The sequence below is a fragment of the Limnobacter sp. G6BE5S genome (assembly GCF_058448965.1).
Map to the genome: position 1 here is coordinate 334908 of NZ_JBZFLM010000001.1, position 14452 is coordinate 349359.

The following is a 14452-nucleotide window of genomic DNA, read 5'->3' on the forward strand; positions in this document are numbered from 1 at the left end:
CACTGAGCACCCTGTTTTCTACACTTTTATACAACATTAAAACAACGGCAAGAAGAAAGACATGAAAGCATTTCGATTAACAACGGTGGCCTGTTCAGTATTATTTGCTTTGGGGCACGGTGGCCAGGTTTATGCACAAAGCGATGCCTTACCAAGCGTCGAAGTGTCGGGTAATAGTATTTTGCCTTCCAATATTGAGAATTTGCCAGGCTCGTCCACCGTGGTTTCTCGTGAAGAACTGGACAAGCGCGAGCCCTTCTCCATTCTGGAGCTGGTTCGCGAGGTGCCCGGTTTGCATGTGGTGTCTGAAGATGCGGCAGGCACCCACCTGAATATTGGCTTGCGTGGCCTGAACCCTCGGCGCAGCTCGCGAACACTGCTGCTGGAAGACGGTGCACCCACCGTATTTTTTGCACCCTATGGCGACCCCTCTGCACACTACTCCACGCCCCTGGAAAGGCTTGAACGCGTGGAGGTGTTGAAGGGTTCGGGGCAAATTTTGTATGGTCCGCAAACGCTGGGCGGGATGATCAATTTTGTGACTAAACCTGTGCCTCGAGATGGATTTGCAGGATCGGCAAAACTGTCGGTGGGCAATGAAGGTTACCGCGGTGCGCATTTGAACCTAGGCACGGGTTCGGAACAGGGCGGCATCATGATCGACCTGCTAAAGCGCCAAGGCGACGGCATTCGCGCGCAACACGATTTTAATGTGCAGGATGTGACCATCAAAGGCCAGTTGAACATCAACAGCGCACACACACTGACTGCGAAGTACACCCGGTTTGAAGAAGATTCGCTCTTCAGTGAAACCGGACTTACCGCGCAGGAATATTTGCGCGACCCCTACTCGGTGCCTGGCACCGAGGGCGAACGCTATGTGATGGACCGTGACACCATTCAATTGATTCATGGCTGGCAACTGGGTGAACGCGCCCGCCTGACCACGCAGGTTTACCACACCAAAACAGACAGAACTTCCTTGCGCTCGCGAGAATTTGAGTCGGCCTTTGACCCGATGGACCCAAGCACGATTGGATTGGGCGAACTGGAAACCGAATTTGCAACAAGGCCGCGTCAATACGATGTATTTGGAATTGAACCGAAGCTTGAATTCACCCATTCTGCTTTTGGTGTGCCCAGCGAAACCATCATCGGCATGCGCTACCACACGGAAGACATTGACCGAAAGAAATTTGAATTCGACAACTTTGCAGACACGACCCCCGAGGCAGACGAGCGTCTGCTGGCCGATGTGGAGGCGACTGCATTCTTTGCGCAGAATACCTTCCTGATAGGGGACTGGACACTGACACCGGGTGTTCGGGTTGAGCAGATTGATCAAACCAAAACGCTGTTTTCCGGTGTGGCGGGTACCGCCAACTTTCAACAAGTGGACATGCTGACCACCAAGGAAACCGAGACCTTGCCTGGCATTGGTTTTACCTGGAACGGACTGAACAACACCACAGTGTTTGGTGGTGTACACCGGGGCTTTGCCCCGCCGCGCCCCGACCGGGACATTGAAAACGACATGCTTCAGCGGGTGACACCTGAGCTGGCCACAGTGACTGAACTGGGTATTCGAAGCAATGTGCGTGCGGGTGCGTATGAAGCCACGTTCTTCAATTTGGACATTGAAGACATTGTGGTGAATTCGGGCGGCTTTTTCAGAAATGAAGGTGAGGCACAACACACCGGGTTCGAGTTGGCAGGTCGATTCAATCTGGGCGAGCTGATCAATCAGCAACGAAATCCTTTTTTCGTGAGCATGGCCTACACCAATCTGTTCACGGCTGAATTTAAAAATTCGGGTGTGGTGGGTGGTGAAGGCGAAGATGGATACGGCGCTTACCAAGCCGGCAACCGTTTGCCCTATGCCCCCAAGCACACGCTGGCTTTGAACTTGTCGTATGAAACCGAGCAATGGAATGCCAGAGTGGGTGCAACACATGTGAGCAAGCAGTTTGCCAACACAGAAAACTTTGGTGGCACCGAGCCGCTGGGCTTTTGTCCCAATGGTGAAGACCCTGCAAACAACCTGTTCTGTGGCCTGTTCGGAGAAATTGAAGCGGTGACCTTGCTGAATGCATCGATCAGCTTTGCACCGGCTGGCAGCAATGTCAGCTACTTCCTGAATGCAGAGAACCTGACGGACAAGCAGTACATTTCAGCACGTACCAACGGCATTCAACCAGGCAAGCAGCGGCAGGTGGTGGCGGGGATTAATGTGAAGTTTTGACACTACAACCTATTTGCTCGGCTCGCTCAGGTGCACACCCCCTTGCGCCAGAAAACTTGAATGCCCCCTTGTTGGCGATTCGCGGTGAGTAGGCCTCCAGCGCGAGTTCAAGTTTGCAGCGCGTCACTCATTCAGCCGATTCAGATCAAGTCGCCCGGATTGACTCGCAGCGCGGGGCGGTTCCGGCGGGAACCGATGCGAAGACGCTGTGGCGTTTCGCATGCCCCAAGCCAGAATCAAAGACGGGGGATTCGACTTGATCAAGGCTGGATGAGTGACGCGCTGCAAACAAAACTTACTGTCAACGACAAAGTTGCCGCTCACCGCCCCACCGGTCGCTTCGCCAGCTTGCGCTGCAAGGTACGCCGGTGCATGTTCAAGGCTCGCGCAGTGGCCGACACGTTGCCATCGTGTTCATTCAACACGCGTTGAATGTGCTCCCACTCCAGGCGAGACACCGACATCGGCTGGAAGTCGGAAGGTTCTTCTTCATTCGACGTAACAGCAGTTGCATCGTCGTCCAAGGCCCGCAACACCGCTGCGCTGTCTGCAGGCTTGGCCAGATAATTGTCAGCCCCCAGTTTAATGGCTTGAACTGTGGTCGCAATGCTGGCGTAGCCTGTGAGCACCAACAAGTTGGCTTGGGCTTGAAAACTGCGAAGCTGTGCAATCAATTGCAGGCCCGACTGTTCACCCAAATTCAAATCGAGCGTAATGTCGGTGAACTGTTGCTGGCCAACCGCAGCCAACGCTTGCTCTTTGTTCAAGGCCACGCAGGCTTGAATCCCCTTGCGTTGAAATGACAAAGCCAGCGTGCTGGCAAACACGGCATCGTCATCGACAATCAGGATCGAGCGCGTCATTCGGGCAACACCGGCAAACTTAAACTGGCACACACCCCTGGGTTCAGATTTCGCAAGCTGAGTTTTCCGCCCTCGCGCTCAAGCAGGTTGGCCAGCAAAAACAGGCCCATGCCCTGTCCGTTGGCCTGAAACAATTGCTGCCCGATTTTTGGCAACAGTTCGGCATCGACTCCGCCCCCGGCATCATTGACAAAAAGGGTCAAACTTTCTTGATCACATTGCATGCCCACTTGAAGTGGCTCGGCCACAGACACGCGCTGCTGACTTTGGGCGGCATTGTCCAGCAAGGTGATCAAACCCAACTCGAGTAATTCTTTGCGTACTTTGAATTCGCCCGCAATGGAGGCGATGCTTGGCATCAACCGCACCTCGTGTTGCGGATTGCGGGTTCGCCAAATGGTCAGCGCCGATTGCAACCAGTCGCTTGGCCGTATGGTTTGTGCATCGGCGTTGTGGCGCGGGCTCACTTCGATTTGGGCTCGAAGCTGGCTCAATGTTTCAGTAATGGACTGAACCTGCGCACTGAGGATTGTCATTTCCCGTGCGTGCGCCTGCATGACGAGGGCACTTTTCCAGTCCGAAACAATGGTGGCAATGGTGGACACGGGCGTACCCAACTGGTGCGCGATGGATGCGGCCTGATTGCCCAGCGCCGCCAATCGGGATTCACTGGCTAACCTTTGTTGGGCTCGACCCAGTGCCAGGTCCCGGTTGCGGATGGACGAACTCAAACGCGCCACAAAACCCACCAGAATCAACACACTGACCAGAAAATTCAGCCACATGCCCACCAGGTGAAAGTGCACACCGTCGTCGGGATTGGCCAACACCAAGGGCATGTAGTTGCCCATCAACACGGTGTAGGCCACCACGCTGAACAAGGCCAACACTGCAACTTGCGCCCAAGGCAGCAAGGCGGCCGCCAAGCCCAGCAAGGGCAAGTAAAGCGACACAAAAGGATTGGTGACCCCGCCTGTGAAATAAAGCACGAAACTGAAAGCAGCCACGTCGGCAAACAGCTGGGCGGCCACTTCAAAACTGCCCACGGCTTGCCCCTGCCGCAATCGGACAAAGGTAATGACGTTGAGTAAAACCAGTGCGCTCAAAATAATGATCAACACAGACCAAGGCAGGCTGACCTTTAACAACAAACCGACCACGGCAAGCAGCAGCACTTGAGCGCCAAGTGCCAATGTTCGCATCCAAATGACAGTGACCATTTGCTGGCGACGCACCGAGAGATCGCTTTGATCCACCAGGCCTTCGGTCCAAAGGCGCATCAGCAGTTGAGGTTCAGATAAGGTGCTTGTTTTCATGCTCACATTCTAAGTGGCTTCTGGATTTGCTGCCGTGAAATTGTGAGGCTTGCCGGGTGGCTGCGACAATATGACGCATTCTCGCCGGCGTGGGCTTGGCGTATAAACCGGACTGACCTACCTTGCCCGGAATACCCACCATGCACATGCACACCCCGTTCACGCTGCAAGCCCTTTCATTGGGTGTACTGCTGGCCTTTGGCCTGCATCCAGAACCTGCTTTTGCAAACCCGGCACTGAGTAATGTAGAGGTGCAGGCTCAACGCGAAGCACTGAGCGCAGCCAGCGTTCGGGTGGCTGAAGAAAAACTGGGGCAAACGGCAGGCGGCACCGCAGTGGTACGCGCTGAAAGTTTTGAGGCTGGCAAAGCGGTGACCATCAAGGACATGCTGGACTTTACCCCGGGTGTGTTTGCGCAAAGCCGCGTGAACGAGGAAGCCCGGCTGAGTATTCGAGGCTCGGGCTTGTCGCGCACTTTTCACATGCGCGGCATTCGTTTGTTGCAGGACGGCATACCGATTAATCTCGCCGATGGTGGCTCAGACTTTCAAGACATCGACCCCTTGGCCTTGCAACACGTTGAAGTGTACAAAGGCGCCAATGCCCTGCAATACGGCGCAGCCAGCCTGGGCGGTGCAATCAACTTTGTAACACCCACTGGCTACACCACGCCCAACAGTGTGGTGCGCCTGGACGCGGGCAGCCATTCATTTGCACGCGCGCAATTCAAAACTGGCCATGTGGTGGGCAACTGGGATTATTTTGCGTCGTTGTCGCAATTGCGATCCGACGGTTTTCGAGAGTTCAGCGGGCAGAAGAACACCCGCCTGAATGCCAACGCAGGATTAAAAATTTCGCCACAACTTGAAACCCGGTTTTATGTGATTCATGGCGACATGAATCAGGAACTGCCCGGCAACTTGAGCAAGGCGCAGTTGCAAACTGAGCCCACTCAGGCCAACGCTGCTTCAGCTGGCAGCAATTCACAGCGCGATTTTTTGATTACCCGCGTGGCCAACAAAACCACCTGGATTTCACCGGGCGGGGTGGAGTACAACGCGGGGGTGTATGCCGTGGACAAGAACCTGTACCACCCCTTGAGCTTTGGCTTGATCGACCAACAGACTCGCGATGTGGGCACATTCGGAAACCGCAATGCACAGGGTGAATTGTGGGGTCTGCGACATGGCACCACGCTGGGTTACAACCTGGTGCACGGCGTGACTGAGGCTCGAATATTCAACCATGTGCGCGGTGATCGAACCAGCCTGCGAAGCTACGAGGACCAAAAAGCCCACAACATGGAGCTGTACGGCGAGAGCCGTTTGCAGGTAACCGACCGCTTGCAGTGGATCAATGGTTTGCAATGGACCCACGCCAAACGCACGGCTGACGATCAGTTTTTAAGCGATGGCGATGGCAGTTACCAACGCCGCTATGCGCAGTTCAGCCCGAAAACCGGCTTGTTGTGGCAAGCCACCCATGCCGTTCAGGTGTACGGCAATTTGAGCCACGCGTTCGAGCCACCCACCTTTTCAGAAACAAGCCCAACACGCTCACTGCAAGCGCAGGAATCGACCACGCTTGAAGTGGGTACTCGCGGCGAGATCAATCAAATCAAGTGGGACATCAGCGCCTACACAAGCCGTTTGAACAATGAATTTGTAAGTTATCAACTGGACCCGTTGGTGCCTGGTTTGAGTGCAATATTGAATGCAGACGACACGGTACACCAAGGTGTTGAAATTGGCTTGGCCGGGCCTTTGGCGCGCAGTGTGGTGGCGACAGCAGATACCTTGCATTGGCAACTTGCCTACACCTTCGGGCGTTTCCGTTTTAACCAAGACCCAGTGTATGGCAACGCTGCAATTCCCGGCATTCCCGAACAGTATGTGCGGGCAAAACTGGATTACTCACACCCGGCGGGTTGGACCGTAACGCCCAATATTGAGTATGTGCCACAAGGCTACTTTGTGGATTTGGCGAACACACTTTCCACAGACCCCTACCTGTTACTCGGCTTGAATGCCAGTTACAGGTTCAGTGAAACCTTGCGTGTGTTTGTAGACGCCCGCAACTTGACCGACAAGGTGTATGCCGCCACCACTGGGGTGATTGTGAATGCGAACGGGGCTGATTCTGCCCAATTTGCACCGGGTGAAGGGCGAAGCGTTTACGCAGGCGTGGAAGTGAAGTGGTGAGGTTTGAGCGTTGCGCCAAAACATGCGTAGAATCAGTGTCTTCAATCAAACGCACCGCAGCACATGTTCAACATTACCCGCCTGGCCACCGCCACACTGATTGCATTTACGGTATCGGGCTGCGCCATGGTGAGCGTGGGTTCGGTCAGCTCGGAAGATTACTTGTCTGCCCGCCGCGGCGATGTGTTGACCACGGGCAAACTTAGCGCTTCTTCACGCACGGCGCTGCAAGTGGTTGGTACAGATGAGGAAGGCTGCAACCGTGACCTTGCCAATTGTCGCAAAACGCTGATCGCCAACATTGGTTTGAGCGATGAGCAGCGACTTTCAACACTGTCGGAATTGTGGCTGCAAGAAGCCTTGCGGCATGAAGAGGCGCAGATACTTGAGCCCGCCAACGATGCCCTGAAAGCTGCCACCTTGTCGGCCTTTCTGGAAAGTGCCAAACATGCGTATGCCTATCTGTTTTTTACCAGCCGCACACCCGACCTTCGCGCCATGGAAGATCGACAGGCCCAAGTGCGCGACTACTACAATTTTTCAACCCAGCAAGCTGTGGTGGGTTTGTTCAATCGCTACCGCGATCAGCTGGAGCGATCGGTTTCGCAAGACAAAACCTACCTGCTCGATTTTGATCCATGGCAAGTCAGTGGCAGCACGGCCGGCATTAGCCTGAGCCACAAAGGTCAACTACCCAAAGAACTGGTTGCAGCGTCCTCGCTGACTTTCAAGGGGCTTCGCAACCAGTATCGCCGCGACGGGCTGGGTGCCGAACTGGTGGCGGTTTTTGCAGATAGCGTGGTGAAGCAGGAAGATGAGAACAAACCCTGGAGTGAAACACCATTTCCGTCCATCACTGTGATGCTGCGTTTTCCCGGCAACAGCATCGACACGGTGCTGGCTGGCAACCGGGTTGAACTTCAGGGTTTCGACCCCCATCGCAATGTGAGTGTTGATGTGCGCGGCATTCGTGTTCCTCTCGCGGCCAACTTCACATCGGGCTATGGCTTGTGGCTCGCCCGCTCGGGCTTTGCGCAAGAAAGTTTATTGTCGCTGATTGGCCGAAGCGAGACCTTGGACAAACCCCGCATTTATTTGATGCAGCCTTTCGACCCGAACCGCCGCGTCATTCTCATGTTGCATGGCTTGGCCAGCAGCCCGGAAGCCTGGGTGAATGTGGCCAACGAGTTGTTGGGCGACGAGGAACTTCGACAGAATTACCAAATTTGGCAGGTGTATTACCCCACCAATTTGCCACTGCCTTTCAACAACCGTGAAATTCGCGAGGCAGTGAATGCCACGCTAAAAAACTTCGACCCGCAAGGCAAGCGCAGGGCATCCAACGACATGGTCTTGATTGGTCACAGCATGGGCGGTGTTCTTGCGCGATTAATGGTGTCGAATTCAGGTGACACATTGTGGGAAGCGGTGCTGGAGCGTTACAACATTTCGCAAAAACGCGAAACAAAACTTCGGCAGAAAATTGAGCCTTATGTGATCTTCGATGCCATGCCACAACCCACGCGTGCCATTTTCATTGCCGCGCCGCACCGTGGCACACCCTATGCAGAAAACCGGTTTGCACGTTTTGTATCAGGGCTGATCCGCTTGCCCGCCACGGTATTGAGCCGTGTGACCGAAATTGGCCAGTTGTTGGTGAATCCGGATGAGGCCTCGAATGAGCCCTTGGTCGGATCGATTAACAGCATCAAGAACCTGAGTGACCAAGACCCCTTTGTGCGGGAGTCGTCCAAGTTACCGATCTCGAGCAAAGTGACTTACCACTCGATCATGGGCAACGTGACTCCTGAAGTTATTCTGGAAGCCAGCAGTGACGGGGTGGTGCCCTACGCCAGCGCAAAACTTGAGGGATCTGCATCGGAACTGGTTGTGAATTCCTGGCACAGCGTGCAGGAAACCCCCGAAGCCATTGTCGAGATTCGCAGAATTCTGCACGAACACTTGAACCAATTGAGAACAGACCAACGTTAGTGGGTGGCTACCTTGACGGGTAACCAGCGCCCGTCTTGCAGCACCACTTCATAGCGCGCCCAGCGCTTGAAGGCCTCTACATTGCTCAAGCCTGTTTCGTACAAATCAGCGCCAGCCACGTTCTTGAAAATCACTTGCTGCCCTGATTCGCCCTTATAAGGTGTGGTCAGCGACATGTCTAACAATTCCCGCACACACCAGCGGTAACCCACTTGCCCATTGCTGTAAAACGCACCCACGGTCAGTGTTTGAGGGTGGGTGCTTTGCTCGTCGGCGTGCTTGGTGGCGTATTCAAACAGTTCAGCCAACACGTCTGCACTCACATCCACATAGGAATCCATGCGGGCAATGGCAGCAGCGAAATCCTCGTGCGTCAGGCTGGCCCCCGTTTCTGAAAGCGACTCAACAGGTTTTTTCTGCTTGCGCGCGAAGTGGTTGGGGTATCGTCGCCAAGAAAACAGCGCATTGAAACTGACCGCCACCACCAAAATAGCCAAGGTGTTCAGCAGCACCGGGTTGATCATGTACCAGTAACCCAGGTTTGAAATGGACTCGCCGCCCAGCACGGCGGTAAGCGCAGTGGCCCCGCCAGGTGGGTGAATACAATTGGCCCAATACATGACCCCCACAGCCACACCCACCGCCAAAGCCGCAGCCAAATAAGTGTGGGGAATATAACGTGCGCAAGTAACGCCGATCAGTGCGGATACAAAATGCCCACCCATCAAGGCCCAAGGCTGCGACAAGGTGCCATGTGGCACGGCGAACAACAACACCGCTGTGGCGCCCATCGACGCCACCACCAGAATGGCATCGGTGCCCTGCACCACGAAACTGGACACCCAACACACCAACAAAATGCCCAAAAAGGCACCCAAGCCGGAAATGGCTTTTTCGCGAGGGCTGGTTGAATTGGACTCAAAGCCAAGGATAGACCTCGACACCGACAGGGCACGCAGGGCCCGGATGGAGAGTTTCATGTTTGGAATCAACAGGTTTGTATGAAACAAGCCCATGATGATACGCCGGCCAGCCGGAAATGAGCACCAAGTTGGTGCAATTCAAGCCGATCCAATTCAAGCAGCATTTGCTGTGGGAACTCGCTTTATACTGCGCACTGACTTACTTCTGCGGCCTTCCTTGTGCGCAACTCCACCATTGATCTGCTGAAAGCGCTGGCATCACAAATTATTGTGATTCACCACTTGTTGCTGTACACGCCCATGTCGCCCGTGTTGCAAGCCAAATGGCCCGAATTACTCGGATTCATCGCCGACGAGGGTCGCTATGTCGTTCAAATTTTTCTGGTGATTGGCGGGTTTTTGGCTGCGCAGTCGATGTTCGGTTTGCTGAGCAAGGCACGCGATGTGGCTGTGTGGCCGCTGTTTAAAAAGCGCTTTCTGCGCCTGGCCAAACCATTCTGGGTGGCCATTGCGGTGGCTGTGTTGCTGAGCTGGTTGGGCGGTCGAATTGCAATGCACGCAGAGGTGTCTGATCTGCCCAGTTTTACACAACTGCTGGCCCATGCGTTTTTGTTGCACGACATTGTGGAAGTAGAAGCCTTGTCGGCTGGTGTTTGGTACGTGGCCATCGACCTACAACTGTATTTGCTGTTGGCGTTGATTGCGTGGATCAGCCAGAAAACCGGCGGCTTCAAAGTGCTTCAACCAACAAGTGCCCTGTTGCTGCTGGCGGTCGCGGTAACGATTGCTTCGCTGTTGGTGTGGAACAGAAATGCCGAGTACGACGAATGGGCCTGGTACTTTTTTGGCGCTTATGGCTTGGGGATTGCTGCCCATTGGGCGCAGCGCGAGAACAAAGTAGGTTTGGTCAGCTTGCTGATCATCAGCCTGCTGGGTATTGCCCTGTGGGTTGAGTGGCGCGAGCGATTGTTGCTGACGGGTTTAACTGCCTTGCTGTTGATCAACAGTACGCGTATTGAGCGCTTTGTGGCTGTGCTTATTCATGGTCCTGTTCGCTGGCTGGGCGATATTTCCTATTCCGTTTTCCTGATTCACTACGGCATCGCCGTGTTTGCAAGTTCGGTGGTGATTGCCTTGGGCTTGAGTAGCTTTGCGGAAATGTTGGCGGCGTTTGTGATGACTTGGGTGGTGAGTGTGGCTGCGGGGTGGGTGTTGTATCGGGGGGTTGAGCAAAAGATTTAAGACACCGACCCCCTTCGAATTAACTTGGTTTCTGCGCCTTCAACATGGCCTGCCCCGCCCGCCCAGCCATTTCCGTGCTGAACTGCCCCAGAATCCAGTGAAGGGTCTGAACTGTGACAGCACTACCGCTGATCGGCGCACGCCCCAGAAAATCAAGCATTGAATTCACGATGGTGAACACATCGTCGGCCAGCAGCTTGCTGGCATTGGCGGCCTTTACCAGCACTTCTGAAAGCAGATCTGCCGCAGTAACGGCAAGACTTAAGCCGCCCTGCACTGTGACCAGGTAGGCATACCCCATTGAGCGCAACACCTGTTCAGTCAGTTTGCCAACAAGGTCGAGTAGCTTGGCATTGAACATGCCACCGCCACCCAGTTTTGCAAATTCTCTCGATAAATTTGCATACTGCGACAAGCCATGCGGCATCGGTAAAAAGTCGCTCCAACTGCTGCTATGAGCCATTTTGGAATAACCACTGTGCAGCAGGTGCGCATCAACACTCACCTTCTCGCCATGCTGTATTAAAAGTTCAGAAGACCCCCGAGAGGCATGCATGTAGGGAAACAAAGGCACCATGGGAACCGGATCACAGGAGTTGGCGATGCGCCGAATTTGATTGGGTGCAATTTGCTTGGTCATGTCTTGCGCATAGCTGACGATACCCACGCGCGGCGCACCAATGGTGTACAGGCAAACATTGAAACCGGCATCGCGCAACATGCACGCATTGAGGTTGGCCAAAGCACCGCCCAGGCTGTGGCCCATGCAGTGAATAGTATTTGGTCGCGTTGCACCACTTTGCGATACAAAGTTCACCAACTGGTTTTGATAGCTTTTGAAGGTTTTCAAAAACCCCCGGTGAAACACATTGCCCCGTGGGCCGATGCCATAACCGATGTTTGCGTTGGTTGCGAGATCGAATTTGTTGTGCTGGAAATTCGTGCCGCGCGTGACCAGCACCAGCTCGTTACTGCGACTGCCCGTGCCGTGTGCGACGAAACCGAAACCGCTGAGGAGGTCGATGTTGAAAAGGCCGGATCGGCCGGCGAGTGTACCAAATCCATCTGATTGAATTGGAAGTTGTCGAGACTTGGCCACTTGAATTAGTTCGTCTGAACTTAGGGTAGATACATGCGCTACTGACTTGCCGGGATTCGCCCCTTTTAGATTGCGAAAAACGGAATCGGCTTCGTATGCAAAACCCGAAAGTGCATGAACGTAGTTTGGTTGTAAAAGTAGATTAGTCATATTTAAGGCTTTTCCTTTCTTCGGATTCTTCTACTTCACAGTTAATAATTGGCAACCTACCGTTGAATAACTCCTTGTTTTTCAGATCGCATTTCATACGTATGTAGGGAAGTCCCGTCTCAACGTTGTCCTGATACGAGTTTTTCGATGTGGCGTAGGCCATGTAGTCTTTACCGTCGATTGGAATATAGATTCGAAGACTTATATTGGGTACGTGAAACAGCTTTGCTAAAAAACCGAACTCTGCCGCACCGCGTACTTCGGGAAATTGAAAACGACCATCCTTATCCGTAGAGGTAATTGCTGTACGTGGCTCAGACTCCATATTCCAATGAAGAATTCTTTTCACTTTCACTCCTGCCAAAGGTTTACCGTGATCTAGTAATTGACCCTCTACCGTAGAGGACAGAACGAGGTTGTCTTGCCACATGGCATGAGATCCTTGGGGGAAAGAGAGAAGAAAAGTGGCGCAGGCAGGGAACAGCCATCTACCGAGGTTTGGTCGCATAGGGTTGTGATGCGTTGTGACGGAAAGCAAACACACTATCAGACCTGCATGAGCGCTCAAAAAATCACTAATTCGGATAGCTCTAATTGATTAGACCATTCAACCTTGCAGTCGATGATCGGCAAAACGCCCTCAAACAGTAGGCGATCTTTCAGATCGCAACTCAAATTAGTTTTCTGAGAACCCGCCTCAACTGCTTGGTCATATGAATGTCTTCCACTCGAGAACAGCGAGGTTGAAGACTGCCCCTCAATCAGGTTGACATCAATCAGCACAACTGGAACGTGAAACAATTTGGCCAAAAATCCAAATTCAGCAGCGCCCCTTACTTCGGGAAACTGAAAATGACCGCGCTCACTCGTAAAGGTAATTTCAGTGCGTGGTTCGGCGTCCATATTCCAAGAGAGCACCCGAACCACTTTTGCCCCGACTACTGGCTTCCCTTGATCAAACAATTGACCACTAACCGCCGGGGACAAAATCAGGTTGTCCTGTCGAACAGTTTGAAACAGGCTCAAATCCCAAGTTGTCAGAATTAAGTAGGGAACAGAGAGAAATCCCAAAAGTAAAAAGTAACGTAAACGCATGGATGAGTTGCCTTCAAAGGGAAAGGCAACACAGTAGCAGAGCCAAATTGAGGCTCAAAAAAGCCGCTGACTCAAGTCACTCACAGGGGGTAGAGCCAATGTTTCATTCCGAAATTCACTTCTTATGCCTAAAAAAACAGGTTTTTTCAACATGAAACAACTATCATGTTAAAAAAATCTAATATTCTTAACACGTAATGAGTGTCATGTTAAAAGCAAGTTACAACATTCCATCACTGCCTCCCACCGGTTTTAATGAGGAAGATCCCGCTATTTTGAAGGCCTTGGCTGCAGCGCACAGGCATCTTGCAGAGCTAAAGGGCTGTGCCAAAAGCATTCCCAATCAAGCAATCCTGATTGACACCTTGACCCTCCAGGAAGCCAAGGCAAGCTCGGAAATTGAAAGTTACGTGACCACGCAAGATGAACTTTTTCAGGCTGATTTACAGCTTGCTGATTGGGTATCGCCGGCCAGCAAAGAGGTTTCACGCTACAGGGAGGCCTTGAAATACGGTTTTTCGAAAATGCAATTCGACCAAGGGCTTCTCACCAACAGCACATTGATTGCACTGTTTCAATTATTGAAAAACAGTACCGACGGGTTTCGTCACATGCCAGGCACCGTTTTAAAAAATGACCGAACCGGTGCGACGGTTTTTGTTCTCCCACAAAGCGCCAATGAAATTCAGCAACACATGGACAACCTGGGGCATTTTATTAATACGCCAGACGATCTTGATCCACTGGTTAAAATGGCGCTTATTCACCATCAATTCGAGAGCATTCATCCTTTTAGCGATGGCAACGGACGCATCGGCAGAATATTGTGTGTGCTTTATCTGACTCAAACCAGCTTGCTGGATATTCCGATTCTTTACCTTTCCAGATACATCAACCAGAACAAATCCGATTACTACCGACTTCTTCAAACTGTAAGAGACCACGGTCAATGGCATGAATGGGTCTTGTTCATGCTGCAAGCTGTAGCAGTTACAGCAAGAAGTACAGTAGACCTTGTAGAAGGGATGCGCATATTGATGGCTAGTACCAAACAAAGAATAAGAAGAGAACTTCCAAAACTTTATTCCCAAGACTTGCTCAACAACCTTTTCAGACACCCATACACCCGAATCGAATTTGTTCAAAACGACTTGGGTGTTTCACGTCAAACAGCAGCAAAGTATTTGCGAGAACTTGTCGGCAATGGCATTGTGCTGGAACATGCGCAAGGCAAACATATTTACTTCATTAATCAGCCGCTTGTGAATTTACTAAGCTTGTGAATTTACTAAGCCAGGATGAAATTCTTTAGAAAGCATTGAGAACAAG

At 52.6% G+C, this 14452-nt stretch carries 11 protein-coding genes; 5 read left to right on the forward strand and 6 right to left on the reverse strand.

What is annotated here, in order from left to right; translation table 11 throughout:
• Positions 1–61: 61 nt before the first annotated feature.
• A complete protein-coding gene (locus ACVL1J_RS01655; protein WP_159567951.1) occupies positions 62–2242 on the forward strand; it encodes a TonB-dependent receptor family protein in 2181 nt (726 codons plus the stop codon).
• Between the two features lie 320 nt (positions 2243–2562).
• Here the strand turns inward: ACVL1J_RS01655 and ACVL1J_RS01660 are convergent, their stop codons facing one another.
• Positions 2563–3105, reverse strand: coding sequence for a response regulator transcription factor (locus tag ACVL1J_RS01660; RefSeq protein ID WP_341236965.1), 543 nt, complete (start codon positions 3103–3105; stop codon positions 2563–2565).
• Positions 3102–4421: an ATP-binding protein gene (locus ACVL1J_RS01665; RefSeq protein ID WP_491665078.1), complete on the reverse strand. Its 1320-nt coding sequence runs from the start codon at positions 4419–4421 to the stop codon at positions 3102–3104. The genes ACVL1J_RS01660 and ACVL1J_RS01665 overlap by 4 nt, the downstream gene beginning before the upstream one ends.
• 140 nt (positions 4422–4561) lie before the next feature.
• Here ACVL1J_RS01665 and ACVL1J_RS01670 point away from each other — a divergent pair, with 140 nt between their 5' ends.
• Positions 4562–6622 carry a TonB-dependent receptor family protein gene (locus ACVL1J_RS01670; protein ID WP_341236963.1) on the forward strand — a complete coding sequence of 687 codons (2061 nt, stop codon included), beginning with the start codon at positions 4562–4564 and terminating at the stop codon, positions 6620–6622.
• Positions 6623–6685: 63 nt separating this feature from the next.
• Complete coding sequence (locus ACVL1J_RS01675) at positions 6686–8614, forward strand: esterase/lipase family protein (RefSeq protein ID WP_341236962.1); 1929 nt, start codon at positions 6686–6688, stop codon at positions 8612–8614.
• Here ACVL1J_RS01675 and ACVL1J_RS01680 read toward each other — a convergent pair.
• Positions 8611–9594, reverse strand: coding sequence for an HPP family protein (locus ACVL1J_RS01680; protein ID WP_341236961.1), 984 nt, complete (start codon positions 9592–9594; stop codon positions 8611–8613). The genes ACVL1J_RS01675 and ACVL1J_RS01680 overlap by 4 nt on opposite strands.
• 162 nt (positions 9595–9756) lie before the next feature.
• Here ACVL1J_RS01680 and ACVL1J_RS01685 point away from each other — a divergent pair, with 162 nt between their 5' ends.
• Positions 9757–10779 carry an acyltransferase family protein gene (locus ACVL1J_RS01685; RefSeq protein ID WP_341236960.1) on the forward strand — a complete coding sequence of 341 codons (1023 nt, stop codon included), beginning with the start codon at positions 9757–9759 and terminating at the stop codon, positions 10777–10779.
• A gap of 19 nt (positions 10780–10798) precedes the next feature.
• Here ACVL1J_RS01685 and ACVL1J_RS01690 read toward each other — a convergent pair whose 3' ends face one another.
• The 3 genes from ACVL1J_RS01690 to ACVL1J_RS01700 all read right to left on the reverse strand — a co-directional run bounded on the left by ACVL1J_RS01690 (position 10799) and on the right by ACVL1J_RS01700 (position 13123).
• Entirely contained in the window at positions 10799–12028 is a 1230-nt protein-coding gene (locus ACVL1J_RS01690) for a lipase family protein (RefSeq protein WP_341236959.1), read from the reverse strand.
• On the reverse strand, positions 12021–12458 hold the full coding sequence (locus tag ACVL1J_RS01695; RefSeq protein WP_159567943.1) for a DUF6795 domain-containing protein: 438 nt from the start codon (positions 12456–12458) through the stop codon (positions 12021–12023). The genes ACVL1J_RS01690 and ACVL1J_RS01695 overlap by 8 nt, the downstream gene beginning before the upstream one ends.
• Positions 12459–12592: 134 nt before the next feature.
• Positions 12593–13123, reverse strand: a complete 531-nt coding sequence (locus ACVL1J_RS01700) for a DUF6795 domain-containing protein (RefSeq protein WP_159567942.1) — start codon at positions 13121–13123, stop codon at positions 12593–12595.
• 206 nt (positions 13124–13329) lie between these two features.
• Here ACVL1J_RS01700 and ACVL1J_RS01705 point away from each other — a divergent pair, with 206 nt between their 5' ends.
• A complete protein-coding gene (locus ACVL1J_RS01705; RefSeq protein WP_341236958.1) occupies positions 13330–14406 on the forward strand; it encodes a Fic family protein in 1077 nt (358 codons plus the stop codon).
• Positions 14407–14452: the final 46 nt, after the last annotated feature.

What these genes read in the sequence shown, in the direction of transcription:
- ACVL1J_RS01680 (WP_341236961.1), bottom strand. Translation starts at nt 9,594, where the DNA reads ATGAAACTCTCCATCCGGGCCCTGCGTGCCCTGTCGGTGTCGAGGTCT.
- ACVL1J_RS01700 (WP_159567942.1), bottom strand. Translation starts at nt 13,123, where the DNA reads ATGCGTTTACGTTACTTTTTACTTTTGGGATTTCTCTCTGTTCCCTAC.
- ACVL1J_RS01665 (WP_491665078.1), bottom strand. Translation starts at nt 4,421, where the DNA reads ATGAAAACAAGCACCTTATCTGAACCTCAACTGCTGATGCGCCTTTGG.
- ACVL1J_RS01655 (WP_159567951.1), top strand. Translation starts at nt 62, where the DNA reads ATGAAAGCATTTCGATTAACAACGGTGGCCTGTTCAGTATTATTTGCT.
- ACVL1J_RS01695 (WP_159567943.1), bottom strand. Translation starts at nt 12,458, where the DNA reads ATGTGGCAAGACAACCTCGTTCTGTCCTCTACGGTAGAGGGTCAATTA.
- ACVL1J_RS01660 (WP_341236965.1), bottom strand. Translation starts at nt 3,105, where the DNA reads ATGACGCGCTCGATCCTGATTGTCGATGACGATGCCGTGTTTGCCAGC.
- ACVL1J_RS01705 (WP_341236958.1), top strand. Translation starts at nt 13,330, where the DNA reads ATGTTAAAAGCAAGTTACAACATTCCATCACTGCCTCCCACCGGTTTT.
- ACVL1J_RS01675 (WP_341236962.1), top strand. Translation starts at nt 6,686, where the DNA reads ATGTTCAACATTACCCGCCTGGCCACCGCCACACTGATTGCATTTACG.
- ACVL1J_RS01670 (WP_341236963.1), top strand. Translation starts at nt 4,562, where the DNA reads ATGCACATGCACACCCCGTTCACGCTGCAAGCCCTTTCATTGGGTGTA.
- ACVL1J_RS01690 (WP_341236959.1), bottom strand. Translation starts at nt 12,028, where the DNA reads ATGACTAATCTACTTTTACAACCAAACTACGTTCATGCACTTTCGGGT.